This window comes from Tamlana sp. I1, assembly GCF_015355625.1.
Lineage (GTDB): Bacteria > Bacteroidota > Bacteroidia > Flavobacteriales > Flavobacteriaceae > Pseudotamlana.
Window position 1 is genome coordinate 186,859 of sequence record NZ_JACLAF010000008.1, and the last position, 17,647, is coordinate 204,505.

Sequence of the window (17,647 nt, forward strand, 5' to 3'; positions counted from 1 at the left end):
ATGGACTCAAAAAAAATTGAAAATATAGAACTTAAGTACCTAACTGTTGATGACTTTGAGGAATTAAAAGCAGCGACTTTAGAGTCGTATGCTGGTGTGCTTAATTCATATTGGAAAAAACATCACATACAAGATTTAACCACCATGTTCCCAGAGGGACAGGTGGTTATTAAAATTGATGGTGATATTGCCGGCTGCGCATTATCGTTAATCGTAGATTACGATAGTATTGATGACGAGCATACTTATGAAGATATTATTGGTGGCGAATCCTTTAAAAATCATAATGCCGACGGCGATGTTTTATACGGCATCGACGTTTTTATAAAGCCGGAATACAGAGGTTTACGCTTAGGACGCCGTTTGTATGATTATAGAAAGGAAGTTTGTGAAAATTTAAACTTAAAAAGTATTGTTTTTGGTGGTAGAATGCCAAATTACCATAAGCATAAAGATTTAACACCTAAAGAATATATTGAAAAAGTAAAACGTAAAGAAATTCATGATCCTGTTTTAAATTTTCAAATTTCTAACGATTTTCATCCGGTTCGTGTTTTAAAAAACTATTTAGAAGGCGATACGGCATCGAACGAGTACGCTGTTTTAATGGAATGGGATAATATTTCATATACCAAACCTAACAAGAAAGCGAGTACTGTTAAAACCGTTGTGCGATTAGGTTTAATCCAGTGGCAAATGCGTCCGTATAAAGGATTGGAAGACTTAATGGAGCAAGTGGAATATTTTATTGATAGCGTTGCTGCTTATCGATCGGATTTTGCCGTGCTTCCCGAGTTTTTTAATGCGCCTTTAATGGCTGCGTTTAACCATATGCATGAACCCGATGCCATTAGAGAGCTGGCCAAATTTACCGAAACCATTGTAAATCAGCTTAAACAGTTGTCCATTTCTTATAACATCAATATCATTTCAGGGTCTATGCCCGAATTGGTAGACGATAAGTTATATAATGTGGGGTATTTGTGCAGACGAGATGGTAGTGTAGAACGTTACGAGAAAATACATGTAACGCCAGACGAAGCTAAAGTTTGGGGGATGCAACGTGGTAACAAACTGCAAACTTTTGAAACCGATTGTGGTAAAATTGGCATCTTAATTTGTTACGATTCGGAATTTCCAGAATTGTCACGTTTGTTAGCCGACGAAGGCATGGATATTTTATTTATCCCCTTTTTAACCGATACCCAAAATGGCTATTCTCGTGTGCGTTTATGCGCGCAAGCTCGCGCCATTGAAAACGAATGTTATGTGGCGATTTCGGGAAGCGTTGGTAATTTACCAAATGTGAATAATATGGATATTCAATATGCGCAATCGGCCGTATTTACACCTTGCGATTTTTCATTTCCTAGTAACGGTATTAAGGCGGAAGCCACGACCAATACAGAAATGATTTTAGTTGCCGATGTCGATTTAAGTTTATTAAGAGAACTGCATTCCTTTGGAGCAGTTAAAAATTTAAAGGATAGACGAAAAGATTTTTACGATGTAATTCGTGTAAAATAATCATAAATAAGTATATTTAACTTGTAACAATTTACCCTAAAAAAATGAAAAATAGAAATGATAATTTAAAACGGGTTATCGTAGATTTCAAAAAATTAACGCCTGAGATTCTATCTCTTTTAGTTGAAAAATATCCTGATGGTTATGATGACGATCAAATTATTTCTTTTAGAAATCAGCATAATGAAATCATCGAGGCGGTAGAGGTAACGACTCATGATACTAAATATTTAGTAAAAGTTAGTACCAAATTAGCTTTAACTATGGAGAATTATGATGAGGATGATTACGAAGATTTTGATAGCAATGATCCAGATGCTGTGCAAGAACCAGATCTTGCAGAAGACGAAGACGACGATAACGATTAATTTACTTTATTACTATGAGAACTGCCGCTTTTAAATCTTACAAAAACGGTTACTACACGTTTTGGTTTGAAAATGGAGAGGAGCTTGCATTTGAAGAAGTGCACCCTCGTGTATTGAAACAATTCGATTTAAAAAACGATAAAACCCTTATCGATAAAGATTTCAGAATCACTTTTGTTGAAGATGAAGATGGTGACGATGTTATTTATCGTGTAGAGAGTTTAAAATCCCTTTAACCTTAGGTTATAATATAGAATGTACTCCGTAGTTGCTTATCAAGTGGCTAGTGCTATCAACATAAAAACTAGTAAACAAGAGTTGCCGTGGCAGCTCTTGTTTCAAGATAGCGATGAGCTTTATTATAAATGCTCAGATCAAAAATTCATTTACATTTTTCAGTATGGCATGGTTAGTTTTTTTAACATGACGGCCATCGAAATTGAAACAGCTTTAAGTAGAATTAAGCCCGTTTGCGATCATTATTTTTCCGAACAACTTTCCGAAACTGTTGAAATCATCATCAAACCAAACACCCTAAAAGTGCAGTTTGATCATGTGATTTTACCCGAAATTGACGAAGAAATGATTCGTTTGGTTATGCTGAATACTTCCCAGTCGGTTGCTTTAAGTCGTTTTTCTGAAATTACTGAGGAATTATTAGTTGAAACCCATAAACACACTTCGTTTTTAGAACAAAAGGGGAAGTTGGATATTTCTGGGAATAAGTTGAAGCGTTTTATTGGAAGGGTTTTAAACATAAAAAACAAGATTTCTGAAAATTTATACATTTTCGATTCCCCTGAAATAACTTGGGAAAACGAACAGTTAAATCGACTAAATCAAGACCTAAAACGCACCTTCGATTTAAAAGACCGCTACCGTTTAATTCATGATCGCATTGAAATTATTAAAGAGAATTTAGAGCTTTTTAAAGACATCATGGATCATAAAGAAAGCAGTCGTTTAGAATGGATTATTATCATTCTTATTGTTATTGAAGTGATTGATATGTTTATTGTAAAGCTGTTTTCTTAGTTTGAAAAGATTTTAAAAAACGTTTATAAAACTTGTATTGGGCTTCCTTTTTTGGAAGCTTTTTTTATGAAAACTTCCCAAATAAAAACGCCGTAAACCACGGTGTACTCCAAAGCAATAATCCACAAATTCTCAGACTTATTGGCCTGGTTTGGGTTTAAATAGGCTAAATAACTCAGAATAATCATAAAACTCCAAACCAGGGGGAATTTATATTTCGTAAAAACAGACAAAATTAAAAGTGTTGCCACATACCACGGATGCACGGTGGTTGCTGTAAAATAGTAAAAAGATAACACCATTAACATGGCCGTTATGAGCTGAACGGTACTTTTGTTTTTTCTGAAAAAGCTCAGCATCAACACAAATAAAAACACGGTAATGGCAATGCCTTTTCCTATAACAGCAATTTCATTATACCCCCGAAAGGAATAGCCAATTGCTCTAGCGATATAGTAAATACTAGCATTAAATTCAAAGTTCTGAAACCATAATGCCACGGTTTTCGAGTAATTGTTTACAAATTCCGAACTATAAAAAGGTGCAAACAATACAAGTGTACAAATACCAATAATGGTATAAAACCCAACTAATTTTGATAGCCCTTTTAATTTGTCATTACGAGGCGTGTGCGACGTGGCAATCTCATTGTTATACGATAGGTCATGCTGAACTTGTTTCAGTATCACATTATCATTTTCTTTCGACATTTCATTTCGTTTCACAAACCACTGAAAAAACAAAGGCAGAAAAATTAAAGGCATCAGTTTTACCGAAATCGACAAGGCAAAAACCACGGCTGCCCATTGCCATTTGCCTTGATTTAATAAGTACAAACTCCAAATCAGGAAGAAAATCATAACCCCTTCAAAATGTAAATTTCCAGTAAGTTCGATAATGATAAACGGATTTAAAACATACCAAAAAATGTGGTATTCAGGGAGTTTTAATTGCTGAAGAAGTTTTTTTCCGAAGTGGAGGGTACCAAAATCCGCAGCAATAATAAGTAAGCGCATCACTAGAACCGAACCTAAAATACTTTTACTTGCAAAAAGTGCTGCAATAGCAAAACATAACTGGTTTATTGAAGGATAATTGGTGAAGTGACTGGCGTTTAAGGTTCCCATGCCTGCACGAAGTTCTTGGGCTTGAGCGACAGGAAATTGATTCTGACTAATAAATGATTCTACTGTGTTTAAATAGGGGTTAAAACCTTCTAAAATAATGCGCCCGTCCCAAATAAAACGGTAAAAATCTTGTGATAAATTGGGAATGGCTAAAATGAAAACCGCTCGAAAACCAAAGGCTAAATAGCTTAAAGCTTTTATATTGGTTTTTAAAATTTGAACCAATTTATAAAAGAAAAAGAATAGTGCTGAATAGAGCGAAATCAGTTTTATATAATCGGTTCGTACCAAATTATAAGCAAAGACCCAATAAAATAACAGACAAGAAACCATTAATAGTAAAGCGGTTTTGTTCTGTTTAAAAAGGGCGGGGTTTAAAAGCATGTGTAAATATAATATTATTTATCATGCGTAATTAGAGGGGTTGATTTGAAATCAAGTTGATTATTCGTATTGGACCGAAAAACTGCGTTAGCGATTGAAGCGGCATCCTTTTTAAAAGAGGCTGTTAAAAAAGATGGCTGGAAAACTAAAAACGTTCAGTTTGCCTGGATGATGTATTTGTAACCAAGACTTTTAAAAAGATATAGTGGAAAGCGCGACCCAAAATCCTAAACACAGTTGAAGGACGGGTAACGCCCAAAATATTAAACTTTAGATGCTAACGATTTAAAAAACACATAGCCAAAACCAGTGAAAAGCATAAGATGGAAAGGGAATAATCCGAAATCGCCACCTTGATTTCCAACAACAAATGCGCTATACATTCCGAAGCCAAAATACAGCATTAATAAACCTTCAAAAATAACATTTATAGATAGGTTTTTCTTCATGTATTTATTGTTCTTAAAATTGTCTTTGTATTTGCTTAAATTGAATTTTGGTGTGCGTACAAATTCAGATTTTTTGCCCAAATGTCCTTCTAAAACCGCAATAGAGTTGTGTAGTGAAAAGCCCATGGCTATTGAGAAAAACACAAAAAACATACCAATATATCGCATGAAGTTTTTAAATCCGCTGCCGTAAATGTTTTTATACATAAACCAATAGCAGATAAAAAAGATCACGGTGCTCATCACGAAGAAACTCATGATGTAAAAGTAGGGTCTTAAATGCGCGTATTCGTTTTTTATATACAGCATTGGAATACTTAAAATACCCACTATAAGCACGTTTAAAAACATGGTACTGTTAAGTAAATGCAGTAAGCCGTGTACTTTTGTTTTTGGTGATATGTTAGCGTTTTTAACAACAGGACCAAGCATTTTTCTGAAATTTTCTGCACCACCTTTATTCCAACGAAATTGCTGTGAACGTGCAGCACTAATAACGATAGGAAGTTCGGCAGGAGTTTCAACATCTTCTAAATATTTGAATTTCCAGTTTTTTAATTGGGCACGGTAGCTTAAATCTAAATCTTCGGTAAGGGTGTCGCCTTCCCAGTTTCCTGCATCCATAATACAGGTTTTGCGCCATAAGCCTGCAGTACCATTAAAATTGATAAAATGGCCTTTGCTGTTTCTTCCTACTTGCTCTAAAGTAAAATGGGCATCAAGCGCAAAGGCTTGAATTTTAGTAAGAATGGAATAATTTCTATTAATATGGCCCCAACGGGTTTGCACCACGCCAATGGCTTCGTCTTTAAAAAACGGAACGGTGCGTTTTAACCAGTCTTTTTGAGGTAAGAAATCGGAGTCGAAAATAGCGATAATTTCCCCTTTTGCAATTTCTAAACCTGCTTTTAAAGCGCCTGCTTTAAAGCCTTTACGGTCGGTTCTTGTAATGTGAATAATGTCGATTCCCGTAGAAGCTTGAAGTTTTTCAATTTGTGCTTTTGTGGTTTCTACAGTCTCATCGGTTGAATCGTCTAAAACCTGAATTTCAAGTTTGTTTTTAGGGTATTCAAGTTCAACAATATTATCCAATAAGCGTTCCATAACATACATTTCGTTGTACACAGGAAGCTGTATGGTTATAAAAGGGACTTCGTCTGGATTTGATAAATCCAATTGCGGCGAAACATCATCCTTCTTTTTTGAAGATAAATAATTAAAAAGTAAGTTAAGTTGCGCTAAAGCATACATGAAAATAAGCAAAAGCGAAATACTGTAAATAACTATTATTGTGGTTTCTAGAATCATTTTTTTATGCTGTATTTAAAAATCCAACCCAGAATTTTTGCGCCTGCAAATATAGCACCTTTTATTGTACCAGACACTTTTGAAACGCCAATTCTATTGCGATATTTTACAGGAATTTCTTTGTATGAAAATCCGCTTTTTAAGGCTTTAAGTTGCATTTCTACCGTCCAGCCATAAGTTTTATCTTCCATATTAAGCGCTAGTAATTTGGCGTATTTTATGGCTCTAAAGGGACCAAGGTCTGTGAATGTCGATTTGAAAAACAGCGTCATTAGTGAGGTTGCCAGCCAATTTCCAAAAATTTGAGGCATGGTCATCGAACCTTCTTCGCGAAGTTCTTTTACACGAGCACCAACCACAAAATCGATATCATCTTTTATAATAGGCGCTACGATTTTAGTTAATTCTTCGGGGTAATCGCTGTAATCGCCATCAAGAAAAACGACAATATCTGGTTTTTGGCTTTGGTTTGCAATGTGTTGCATGCCTTTTAAACAGGCAAATCCGTAGCCTTTATTGGGTTCGGTTAAAACCGTTGCACCAGCTTTTTTTGCGTTGATTTCAGTATCGTCTGTAGAATTGTTGCTAACTACGATAACTTCGTTAACCACATTTGGAATGGCATGAATAACAAGGCCAATGGAATCGGCTTCGTTATATGCAGGAATAATGACTTTTATTATAGCCATTGTAAGTTTTGGGTTCGTTTTTGGTTAAATTCACTGCAAAGGTAGTTTATTCTTTTAGTTTTCAGCGTATTTTATGTTTTTGAAGCTCTGTTTGCTTTTTAATTTTCAGGTTTATGTTTTTTTAAAAGCGTGTTTTAAGCGGATTTTATATCGGTGACTTGTTACTCCGTAACTAATCAAACTTTACGGACAGACTTATAATCCCTCAATGAGAAATTTCTAGCCAAGAAGCTTCATAATTAGTACATTATTTATTGCAGCCTATTTTAATTATTTCTAAAAGTATTAATGGTAATAATTATCCCCTGGAGGGGATTATAGGGGTGTTTTTTAGGCGTTTAACTAATTTAGTGCTATACAAAATAAAGAATGCTGGTCTTCTAAGTCTTTCCAAAAGGACTATTTCTTATTCACTAAATCCATTAAGTCCACATCGTTTCCTAAAAGAATTTCATTTGGATTGATACGTCCTTCCATGCTGTCGTTTTCTAGTTTTAAAACCCCTCTTGGGCAAACAGCGGCGCAAATACCGCAGCCCACACAGCTAGAACGTACAATGTTTTCTCCCTTTTGAGCATAAGCACGAACATCAATACCCATTTCGCAGTAGGTAGAGCAATTTCCGCAGGAAATACATTGCCCGCCGTTGGTTGTAATTCGAAATTTAGAGAATAGACGTTGCTGAAATCCTAAAACAGCGGCCATTGGGCAACCAAAACGGCACCACACACGATTTCCTAAAATAGGGTAGAAGCCTGTGCCAACAACCCCCGAAAATATAGAACCAATGTATAGACCATAGGCAGAACGTAGGCTGCTCGATTTTACTAAAAATAGTTTATCGCTAGTTCCTGTGTAATGCATAGCAAATAAAGCCGCAATAATTACAAAAAAGCCAATAGCTCCGTATTTGGCGTCTTTGCCTAATTCTTGACGTTTAAAAACAAATACTAAAGTGAAAATAAGGGTTAGAAAAACACCAACACCTAAAAGAAAGCTGTTTCGTGTTAACCAGAATTTATTGGGATCGCTGCCCAAATAGGTGTAAACAACTGCGGCGGTCATAATTACAGAAAAAACTAAAACCGTATGTACTAACCAGCGTTCTAGTTTCCAAGCCGATAATTTTTTAGAACTTAACTGTCTAAATGAATCTCCTGCGGTTTCAGCTAAAGCGCCACAGCCACAAACCCAAGAGCAGTACCAGCGTTTACCGTATTTATAGGTTAAAAATGGTGAAATTACAAATATGGATAGAATGCCAAAGATTAAAAGTGTGAAACCCAAGGTTCCTGACGAGAGAAAACCATTTATAGACCAACCATCAAACAAATAATAATTTAGGGGCCACATACTTTTTATATCATAATATGGTAAATTATAATCAGGACTTTCGTTTAATCGCGCCATAAATTCGGGGATTAAAAAAGCAAATCCCAATTGGAAAAACATCACAGAAAAAGTCCTTAATTGTTGGTAACGGTTGTGGCGGTATTTCAAAATAAATTTATAGCCAAAAATTAAAATGGCAAGGGTATAAAGTGTACCGTAAACAAACCATTGGCTTGCGGGTCTTCCGCTTAAAAGAAAACTTAATGGGTCGAAAAGTGCAATGAGTCCGTTGTTTTCTGCGCCTTTGCTTCCTAAACCCAAATACCGCGGAAAGAAGTACAAAACAATATAAAAGCCAGTAAGAAAGAGTCCGATAGTCCAAGCCAAAACACCGCGAGAAGCTATGGATTTAAACCAAACGCCATCATTTTTTATGCCCTCTAATTTTGATAAATACAAACTGTTTGCAAACAGTATAACACCTGCCGAAATGAGTGCTACCGACAAAGTTAAGAACATAGTTTTATTTGGGAAATCGACATTAAATATTGCCAACGCAAAAATAAAGAGCCCTAAAACACCAATAAAAACTGCTGCTTTTTGTTTGGCAGACAACTGGTTCGCTTCAGGTTTTGCTAAAGACATACTGTAATTTTGTTTGTCGTTCATGCTATATTTTAATTATACGGTTTGAAATTGGTTTTTATAAGCGGCAAGTATCTCGGTTTCATAATGACGATAAAATTCAGGGTCGAAATTGGCTTCAGTTAAATGATTTATAACATAATCAACATCGCGTTTTTCAGTAAGCCATTTATCAAAAGTGTCATGGCGCATACGAATTCCGAAAGTGTTTATCCCTAAAAAAACATTGGTGTTTTTGTTAAAGGCAATAGTGATGCATTTAGTGTCGTCCTCATGTTTCCAATGGAAATGCTTTTCGTAATCAGGTTTGCCTTTTAAGCCATGAACCCAACCGTAAGTTTGGTATTCAATATCTAAAAATTTCGCCGAATTAAACCAATGTCCCGGTTTGTAGGCTGTTTTATTACCGCAAATGGTTTGGGCTAGCGTTTCTCCCATCATACGTCCTGTGTACCAAACCGCTTCAATGGGAGGGCGTTGGTCTATGGCTTCGTGCTGTTCTGCGCAATCTCCAATAGCAAAAATATCAGGAATATTGGTTTCTAAAAAACGATTCACTTTAATGCCTTTGTTGGTTTCAATGTTCGAATTTTTTATAAAATCGATATTGGGTGAAACGCCTGCTGTAAGGCCTACGACTTGACATGGAATTTCTTCGCCAGTTTCTTCAATTATAACCGATTTTACCTTGCCGTTTTCATCTGAAATAATTTCTTTTAAATTCGTGTTCAATCGTAAATCAATATGATGATTTTTAATATGACTGTTAATCATTTCACTTTCGCCCTCAGGCAAAATACCATTCCAAAAACTGGTTTCACGCACTAAAAAGGTAACGGGGATATTTCGGGAATTTAGCATTTCGGCAAGTTCTATACCTATTAAACCTCCACCAACAATAACAGCACGTTTGCAAACTTCATGGTTTGGTGCGTGTTGTTCTAAAGACTCTAAATCCTGCTTGGAATACAAACCCATAACGCCTTCTAAATCTTGTCCTGGCCACCCAAATTTATTGGGCTTGCTGCCGGTGGCTATAATGAGTTTATCGTAAACTAGGGTTTCGCCATTTTCAAAAACTAAGGTTTTTTTATTCGTTTCAACATGTTTTACATAGCCCTTTTTTAAGTTGATTTTGTTTTTCTTCCAAAACCAATTTTCATAAGGTTGTGTGTGTTCAAAAGTCATGTGCCCCATATACACATACATGAGTGCGGTTCTTGAGAAAAAATAATCGGTTTCAGCAGAAATTATTGTGATTTTTTTATCGGATAATTTTCGAATATGACGGGCAGCAGTAACGCCCGAAATACCATTTCCTATAATTACAATATGTTCTTCCATGTGGTTTAGATTGTGCTTTGTTCGGTCGAAGTTAAAGGTAATAACTTATATGAACTCTTTAATTTAGAACAGATTTAAATTGATGTGGTTTTATAAGGAAGTAGATTTTAGGTGAACTATGACTATTTGTTTTTGATGTATTTTCGATATAAAATGTTCTTATCTCGATAGTTTACAAGAGATGGCGCACACTGTTATTCAACGTAAAGAAATAGTAATAATAGTTGTATAAAATAATATGGCATTTTCTAAACATTCTTGGATAGAAATATATCCTAGAGGGGATTATAGGGGTGTTTACTCAGTATATGCATCCATTATTTCATGAATTCTAAGCAAACCATCTTCAAAAAACATAAATAACATTTAGTTAACCCTTCTATTTAGAAATTTAAATAGAAACCTTTAGTTTTGCCAAAAACAGATTTAAATGAAGCGTACCATTGCTATTGGAGATATTCACGGCGGATTAAGAGCCTTAACGCAAGTGTTAAACAAAGTTGAGGTTAAAGATGAAGATAAACTTATTTTTGTAGGTGATTATGTAGATGGATGGAGCGAAGCAGCTCAGGTTGTTCAATTGTTAATTGAACTTTCTCAAAAAATAGAATGTGTTTGCATTAAAGGAAATCATGATGTATGGACTGAAGCATGGTTGCGTTCTGGAGAGGTGAATCCGGTTTGGTACATGCACGGCGGTAAAGAAACCATGGAAAGCTACGAAGTGTTTTCAGATGAAGAGAAACAGATTCACTTAAACTTCTTTGAAAACATGCCTTTGTATCATTTAGATGATGAAAACCGATTGTTTCTTCATGCTGGATTTACATCGGTAAAAGGTGTCGAGTTTGAAGTAAACCCCGAATATTTTTATCTGGATCGTACCCTATGGGAAATGGTTTTAACCATGAAAACCGATATTGGCGAAGATGAAAGTATTTTTCCGAAGCGATTAAAATTATATAAGGAGGTCTATATCGGGCATACGCCAACCACAAATTTTGGGGTAGAAGTGCCTATGCATGCCATGAATGTTTGGAATATCGATACAGGCGCTGCTTTTAAAGGAAAGGTGTCTGCCATAAATGTTGATACCAAAGTGGTTTATCAAAGTGATAATCTTCCAGATTTGTACCCCGATGAAACAGGTAGGAATAAAGGTTAACTTTACTCTATACTCTTAAAATCCTTAATCGCTTGGTTAGGCTCAATAACATTATAGCCTTTCCAGAATTCGGGATCGTAGGCAGGTAAGTACACAGGTTTTACCTTTGGTTTTTCGGTAAAGGCTTCAAATTCTGCAGTTGTAAGAGCATCATTTTTAAAAATAATTAACTCGCTTTTTTCAGTATTTGCGACTTCAAAATGCACATCGGAAGACAACTCATTTTGTTTTCTTCGGCCTTTTGTGTTTTTATTCTTTTCAATGATTTTTAACGGACGCTTAATCCCGAAAGTAGTACCGTTTTCTTTATCGGCGTATTTTAAATCGTATGTACCTTCATTATTTTTGGCGTAAATGATGGTGCCCTTTTTAAGATAATGCTTGTATGAAATGCCGAATAAACTAAATTTCTTTAGTGGTTTTACGTTTTCATAATCCAATCGAACAATAGCAAAATCGTCAATGCTTACATAAATAATCCCTTTATAATCTTCGCTACGTTTGGGTTTAAAACTTATTTTGTAAACAAAATTGTCGTTTAAAAAGCTGTAATCTTCTAGCTTAAATTCGTAACGGTTGGATTTGCTAAGAAAATTAAATTCGCTGTCTTCAAAAATAAAACTTTCGTGTTGGAGGCTGGATATAGCAGATTTTCTATGTTTTAAAAAGTTTTCCTTACGCTCTTTTTCTTTTTTCTTTTCTGCTTCTAGCATGGCGTCTGTTTTGGTAACTTCGTCTTTGTCTACCCCATCAAAAAAGGTGGTGTCCATATCGCCTTTGGTTCCAAAAAAGCCAGATTTTATTTTAAAATACGAGTCGCGTTTTACATGTTTTTTAATAATGTTATTAAACTTTTCTTCGTAAGCTTCAAAAGTCACTTCTTTACTTTTATCGTATAAATGGGAGGCTTTAATAATGTCTAATTTCTGGTCGCTTTTAACTCCTGCTTTACCATAAATATCGGCTAAAATTTCAGTGTAATCATCGGCATTTTTAGGCATGTCTGTTAAAATGCTATCTACAAATTGTTGATTAAGTTCCGGAATGGTTGTTTTTTTAATTTTAACTTCATTTTTTAAGAGTTGATTAAAAAAGGAAGCGCGATAAAAAAGCCTGCTTTTAATAGGATCGTGGTTGTAATTTTGTTCTAGATTTTCGTTTATTTTTTCAACAATTTCTTCAGCGGAATAATTTTTATTAGACACCAAAACCTCTTCAAGTTCTATAGATTTTTCCCTTAAAAGAATGATGGAATCCTTAAAATTTTTAATCAAATATTGTTTCGTTTCATAACCAAGGGATCTAATTTTTAAGGAATCGGTTTTTGAAGATTTGTCGTTTAAATACAATAAAAAATCGCCGTTTTCATTACTAATAACTCCAGAGTTTTCGTTTATAGAAATCGTCGCGTAAGGAATGGGGTTTTTTGAAACCGAATCTAATATTTTAGCTTGTATCGCTTCTTGGGCTTGTATAAAAAATGGACCAATAAAAAATAGAATATAAAGGTGTTTCATGAAAATGTTTTTATAAATGTATAACGAATATCAAGCACATTTGTAACATTTAATTTTTTATTAAGGCTAATTTATTACATTTTAACATTTACATATTTTTGATAATACTCGTGTAAATCTTGAGCATTTGCGCCAAACCAACGTTTTATGTAAATGCTCCAATAAAAATACTGAAGCTTCCAAACCCCGTGCTTTTGGTACATTCTTGCCGAGGTTTTAAGCGTTTTATGAATCACCACAAATTCATTTTTTTTGTAGAGGGCGTTTATCATAATGTGGTCTTCATAAATCTTGTAATTTTCATCAAAACCACCAATCGCATCAAACAAATCTTTGCTAATAAACAAACTTTGGTCGCCACCTCGGCAGGCTCTCCAATTAAATTTTGTTAACCAACCGGCTAATTGCAACCACCAATGTTTGCTGTCGAATTGCATTCTAAAACAGCCTGCTTTATGGCCTTTTTTTACTTCATTAATAATACATTCATCAAAATGATTGGGTGGAAAAGAATCGGCGTGTAAAAAATATAAAATGCTGTTTGATGCGTTTTTAGCGCCAAAATTCATTTGTTTGGCTCTGCCTTTTTCAGATTCAAGAAGTGAAATTTTAGCTTTTTCAAAACTGGAAAAGGTTTTAACAACTTCCCTCGTTTTGTCGTTGCTACCACCATCAACCACTATAATTTCGCAGGCGTTTTTGTGTAGCGCACTAGCTGCTAAATGCTCTAATAACGCCCCTATATGCGCTTCCTCATTTAAAACCGGTATAATAATAGAGATTTGGGTATTCATGCTATTTAATAAACAGTTTTAGTTGTTTAAATTCCAGTTGTAATCTTTAAAACTTTTTTTCGCTTTCGCGGAAATATGTATCGGTGCATAAAGATTTAAGAATTCGATTAGTGTACCATTTTTCTGAAAATCATCAGCAAACCATCGGAATATTTTTGATAATTTGATGCTGTTTTCTGAAAGCTCGTTTTTTGAAGAATCTTTTAAAAATTCTTTGGCTACTTGTGTTAATTGCCGTTCTAAATCTTCTGGCGTATAGGCTTTGTTTTGTAATTTCGGACAAGAAACAGAGGCGCAAACAATAGAGAAATGGATTCTCGATTCGTTCATGTTTCTTAAAATATCATGTTCAATCTCGTTAAGGCTGTATTGTTTTTCACCAAGTTTCCATAAACGTTTATCCCATGGTTTATGAATGTCTTTTATACTTTTTACAGGATAATACTGAAGAATTAAATCGATGGTTAAGGCGTTATAGGCATTAATCCAATAGGCTAAAATAGCAGGTTTAGACCAAGATTCGGTTGGTGTATTTTCGCTTAATTGCTGAATGTAATCTAATAATTGGTTTCTGTTTTCTTTAAAGCCTTCGTAATCTACACGCCCTGTTTCCGATACATGAGCCTGTAATAATTTGGTCCATAGTTCATGGTTGAATGTTTTGCTAGTAGACTGAATAGTGTCTGTGTTTTTAGCATTTCCGAAAGAAAGCGCTATGAAGAATATAAAAAGAAAGGTTAGAGGCTTCATTAGGATACAGTGTTTTTATAATTTTTCTTCTCAGAACAACCTGTATATAATTCCTGATGGATAAAATCTTTGGGGAAGGTTTCATCATCTTCAAAACCTAGTTCAATGTCTTTTCCGTTATGCGGAATGTAATTGGTTTTAAAAATATAATCCCAAATGCTAAGCGTTAGTCCGTAATTCATTCCATAATTAAGATGCTTAGGAAGCGCTTTTGAATGGTGCCAAATGTGCATTTTTGGGTTGTTTAAAATGTATTTTAAATCCCCATAATCCCAACCTAAATTGGCATGATTTAAATGCCCAATAATAATGCTGAAAAAGTAAACGAAAGCCACTTGCTCCGAGTTGTAATTCCCAATAATGGCAAGCGGAATATAAAGTAATGCTTTGTAAACTACGGGTTCCATCCAATGGTAGCGTAAATGTGCGGCAAAGCCCATTTCTTTAACCGAGTGGTGTACTTTATGGAAATTCCAAAGCCAAGGCACTCGATGCAGTAAACGGTGAGTGTTCCATTGAATAAAATCTGAAACCAGAAAGAATATTAATAAACCTAACCAAGTTGGTAATTGGTTAGCATCGAATAATTGCAAATTTGATAACGATAATCCTACGGTTTTAAGGAGGTCGTTAAAAATTTCGGCGGCTGTATTTGATAAGGCGATTAAAATAATAAGGTTCAATAGAAAGAAATTAAAGAACATGTAAAACGTATCCAACCAAAAATCTTTCCTAAAAACCGATTGGTTTTTCCGCCAAGGAAATAAAATTTCAAGTCCCCAAACAATTAATGAAATTATAATTAAACCATAAAAATAATTGTCCCATTGGCTGGGGAAAAACACTTCGTGTTTTAGGTAGTTCCAGTAGCCAGAATAAGCATTTTTTATGATGTTAATGTATTTTTCCATTCCAGTTCCCGCGAAGGCGGGAATCTTTTTTAATGATTAGTTTCTATCTTAATTGGTTTTGCTTGGTTTTTAGCCCCTTCAGGTTATAGAAACACTATTGACGTAAGTTGAAAACTCTTATTTTTTTATAGTTTTTAACCCTCCTAATTTCGATGAAATCGAAATTTTCCTCCCTTCAAAACGAAGGGAGGAGCTAGTTTTATTAATGTTTTCTAGAACAAACTAAATGTAATTAATCTATTTTAATTAAATTTTTGTGTTCCGAACACTTCTGTTTCTATAACCTGAAGGGTCTACGCAGGAATTAACAACACCCACCACCATCATAATGAAAAGTCGACGGACTAATAAAAATATCATCTCTATTTAAGTCTGCTAAAGCCGCAGCCGTTTTATCGCAAACCGCTAAAGGCTGATTTTTAAGTAAAACATGGCCTTTTTTATCATCAAAATAATTTGCTTCACCGTAGTAAATAGCCGCTTTTCCTGTGAAAACACAAGGGCCATCTGCTGGCATTGGGTCTTTTATAGCGGCTACTTCAATCGATTCGATATAAATTAATTCTTTCGTTGGATAATTTTTAGGATCGAGAATTCGGTACGGTTTTCTAGCGCGAATTTCAATGGTGCCAAAACCTGCATCGGTAAGGGCTTTTACGTATTCGGCAATAGGCAAACTTCCGCTTAAGCATAATGCACGAAGGCGCTCGTCGTTACGCAAAGTGTCGTTCATAGGTTGTTCGCAAGTAGGGTCGCTCATTACCAGTTTACCATGTGGTTTTAATACGCGGTACATTTCGGCTATGGCTTGTTTTAAATCTTCAGCCTTAAAAATATTAAACAAACAATTTTGCGCAGCCACATCAATGCTATTATCTTCAACAGGTAAATTCATAGCATCACCTTTTTTCAGATCTACAAACTCACTTTTAAACCAAGGGTTTTGTGCTTCTGCTTCTATAAAGTTTTTTCTAGAAGCTTCTAGCATTTCATCAACCACATCAATACCTATAACTCCGTTTTTTTGGCGATTAAAATAGGCGAATTGTAGTAATTCCATGCCACCGCCAACACCTACATAAAGCATTTTAGGATTGTTTGTTAAATCGCGAGCATGCACTGTAGAACCACACCCGTAATTCATTTCTTGCATAATTTTCGGGATTTTTAATCCTGGCAGTTCCCAAATAGGATTTGTGGTGCAGCATAAACCAACATCTGGTGTTAATGCGGCTTCTTTATAAACGTTGTGTGTGGTATCTAAATAGCTCATTTTTTTGTTAATGGTTTTTTGTAAAGTGTCAATAGTCAAAGTCCAACAGTCAACTAGGTCCTAAAGATTCTTTATTAGCTCTTTAAATAAAGTAATCATTTCGGGTTCGGCTTTATAGGCCATGGCAATAATTTCTTCAATTTTTACAGGTTCTAAGTGATCTGGGTCGCATTCATCTGTTAAAACTGACACGGCTGCCACTTTTAAATTTAGGTGGTTGGCTACAATAATTTCCGGAACCGTACTCATGCCAACAGCATCGGCACCTATAATTTTAAGCATGCGATATTCGGCTCTGGTTTCCAATTGTGGCCCAACAACACTAACGTATACGCCTTCATGTAGCGTAATATTGTTTTTCTTAGCTATGGCTTTAAATTTTGTATTGATGTCGGCATCATATGGGGCGCTCATATCAACAAAACGTTCGCCCATTTTTTCAACGCCGTTAAAGGCTAGGGGCGAGCTACCTTGTAAATTAATATGATCTTCAATAAGCATGAGTTCGCCTTTTTTGAAATTCAAATTAATAGCTCCAGAAGCATTAGAAACCAATAATGTATGAATGCCTAGTTTTTCCATGATGCGCACGGGATAAGTTACATCTTGAAGTGTGTAACCTTCATACAAATGAAAACGGCCTTGCATAACTACTACTTTTTTGCCTTCTAACATCCCGAAAATTAATTTTCCCTTGTGAAACTCTACAGTTGCAGTTGGGAAATAGGGAATATGATTGTAGCTTATTTCTTTAATAATTTCTATGTCATTTAGTAATTGGCCTAATCCGGTGCCTAAAATGATGCCAATTTCAGGTTTATCAAAGCCTTTTTCAATTAAATATTCGGTAGTTTTTTCTATTTGATTAATCATAAAGTAATCGTTTTAAAAGTATTATGTTTTTGCGATACCACGGTTTGTTAATTTATGTAAAATAAAAATCATTTTGTTTTGTGGCTACGCAATCCCTTTCGAGGTATAATTTGTTTTATATTTGTTAGTAACAGACGCAGATACAAAGGTGTTATT

At 35.0% G+C, this 17,647-nt stretch carries 16 protein-coding genes; 5 read left to right on the forward strand and 11 right to left on the reverse strand.

Features of this window, described 5'->3' with window-relative positions; genetic code table 11:
- Genes H6X70_RS09110 through H6X70_RS09125 form a run of 4 tightly spaced genes read left to right on the forward strand, consistent with a single transcriptional unit; the run spans position 1 to position 2,930 of the window.
- Positions 1-1,527: a bifunctional GNAT family N-acetyltransferase/carbon-nitrogen hydrolase family protein gene (locus H6X70_RS09110; RefSeq protein WP_194767364.1), complete on the forward strand. Its 1,527-nt coding sequence runs from the start codon at positions 1-3 to the stop codon at positions 1,525-1,527.
- 44 nt (positions 1,528-1,571) lie between these two features.
- The gene (locus tag H6X70_RS09115) at positions 1,572-1,895 is read left to right on the forward strand and encodes a hypothetical protein (RefSeq protein ID WP_194767365.1); all 324 of its coding nucleotides are present in this window, start codon (positions 1,572-1,574) and stop codon (positions 1,893-1,895) included.
- 14 nt (positions 1,896-1,909) lie between these two features.
- Positions 1,910-2,131, forward strand: a complete 222-nt coding sequence (locus H6X70_RS09120; protein ID WP_194767366.1) for a hypothetical protein — start codon at positions 1,910-1,912, stop codon at positions 2,129-2,131.
- Between the two features lie 19 nt (positions 2,132-2,150).
- Positions 2,151-2,930 (forward strand): RMD1 family protein, encoded by a 780-nt coding sequence (locus H6X70_RS09125; protein ID WP_194767367.1) that lies wholly within the window; start codon positions 2,151-2,153, stop codon positions 2,928-2,930.
- 23 nt (positions 2,931-2,953) lie between these two features.
- Here H6X70_RS09125 and H6X70_RS09130 read toward each other — a convergent pair whose 3' ends face one another.
- From H6X70_RS09130 to H6X70_RS09150, 5 genes are all read right to left on the reverse strand, one after another.
- A complete protein-coding gene (locus H6X70_RS09130) occupies positions 2,954-4,441 on the reverse strand; it encodes a mannosyltransferase (RefSeq protein ID WP_194767368.1) in 1,488 nt (495 codons plus the stop codon).
- Between the two features lie 263 nt (positions 4,442-4,704).
- Positions 4,705-6,198, reverse strand: a complete 1,494-nt coding sequence (locus H6X70_RS09135) for a cellulose synthase family protein (RefSeq protein WP_194767369.1) — start codon at positions 6,196-6,198, stop codon at positions 4,705-4,707.
- Entirely contained in the window at positions 6,195-6,887 is a 693-nt protein-coding gene (locus H6X70_RS09140; protein ID WP_194767370.1) for a glycosyltransferase family 2 protein, read from the reverse strand. The genes H6X70_RS09135 and H6X70_RS09140 overlap by 4 nt, the downstream gene beginning before the upstream one ends.
- Before the next feature lie 399 nt (positions 6,888-7,286).
- Positions 7,287-8,888, reverse strand: coding sequence for a 4Fe-4S binding protein (locus H6X70_RS09145; RefSeq protein ID WP_194767371.1), 1,602 nt, complete (start codon positions 8,886-8,888; stop codon positions 7,287-7,289).
- Positions 8,889-8,900: 12 nt separating this feature from the next.
- The gene (locus H6X70_RS09150) at positions 8,901-10,208 is read right to left on the reverse strand and encodes an NAD(P)/FAD-dependent oxidoreductase (RefSeq protein WP_194767372.1); all 1,308 of its coding nucleotides are present in this window, start codon (positions 10,206-10,208) and stop codon (positions 8,901-8,903) included.
- 430 nt (positions 10,209-10,638) lie between these two features.
- On the opposite strand from H6X70_RS09150, the gene H6X70_RS09155 reads away from it, so the two are divergent.
- Positions 10,639-11,373 carry a metallophosphoesterase family protein gene (locus H6X70_RS09155; protein WP_194767373.1) on the forward strand — a complete coding sequence of 245 codons (735 nt, stop codon included), beginning with the start codon at positions 10,639-10,641 and terminating at the stop codon, positions 11,371-11,373.
- Between the two features lie 2 nt (positions 11,374-11,375).
- Here the strand turns inward: H6X70_RS09155 and H6X70_RS09160 are convergent, their stop codons facing one another.
- The 6 genes from H6X70_RS09160 to H6X70_RS09185 all read right to left on the reverse strand — a co-directional run bounded on the left by H6X70_RS09160 (position 11,376) and on the right by H6X70_RS09185 (position 17,491).
- Positions 11,376-12,890 (reverse strand): carboxypeptidase-like regulatory domain-containing protein, encoded by a 1,515-nt coding sequence (locus tag H6X70_RS09160; protein WP_194767374.1) that lies wholly within the window; start codon positions 12,888-12,890, stop codon positions 11,376-11,378.
- A gap of 74 nt (positions 12,891-12,964) precedes the next feature.
- A complete protein-coding gene (locus H6X70_RS09165; protein WP_194767375.1) occupies positions 12,965-13,684 on the reverse strand; it encodes a TIGR04283 family arsenosugar biosynthesis glycosyltransferase in 720 nt (239 codons plus the stop codon).
- Between the two features lie 18 nt (positions 13,685-13,702).
- Positions 13,703-14,434, reverse strand: a complete 732-nt coding sequence (locus tag H6X70_RS09170; RefSeq protein WP_194767376.1) for a DUF547 domain-containing protein — start codon at positions 14,432-14,434, stop codon at positions 13,703-13,705.
- Positions 14,434-15,345 carry a sterol desaturase family protein gene (locus H6X70_RS09175; RefSeq protein ID WP_194767377.1) on the reverse strand — a complete coding sequence of 304 codons (912 nt, stop codon included), beginning with the start codon at positions 15,343-15,345 and terminating at the stop codon, positions 14,434-14,436. Before H6X70_RS09175 ends, H6X70_RS09170 begins: the two co-directional genes overlap by 1 nt.
- 304 nt (positions 15,346-15,649) lie before the next feature.
- Complete coding sequence (arsM, locus tag H6X70_RS09180; RefSeq protein WP_194767378.1) at positions 15,650-16,618, reverse strand: arsenosugar biosynthesis arsenite methyltransferase ArsM; 969 nt, start codon at positions 16,616-16,618, stop codon at positions 15,650-15,652.
- Between the two features lie 60 nt (positions 16,619-16,678).
- A complete protein-coding gene (locus H6X70_RS09185; RefSeq protein WP_194767379.1) occupies positions 16,679-17,491 on the reverse strand; it encodes a purine-nucleoside phosphorylase in 813 nt (270 codons plus the stop codon).
- Positions 17,492-17,647 lie beyond the last annotated feature (156 nt).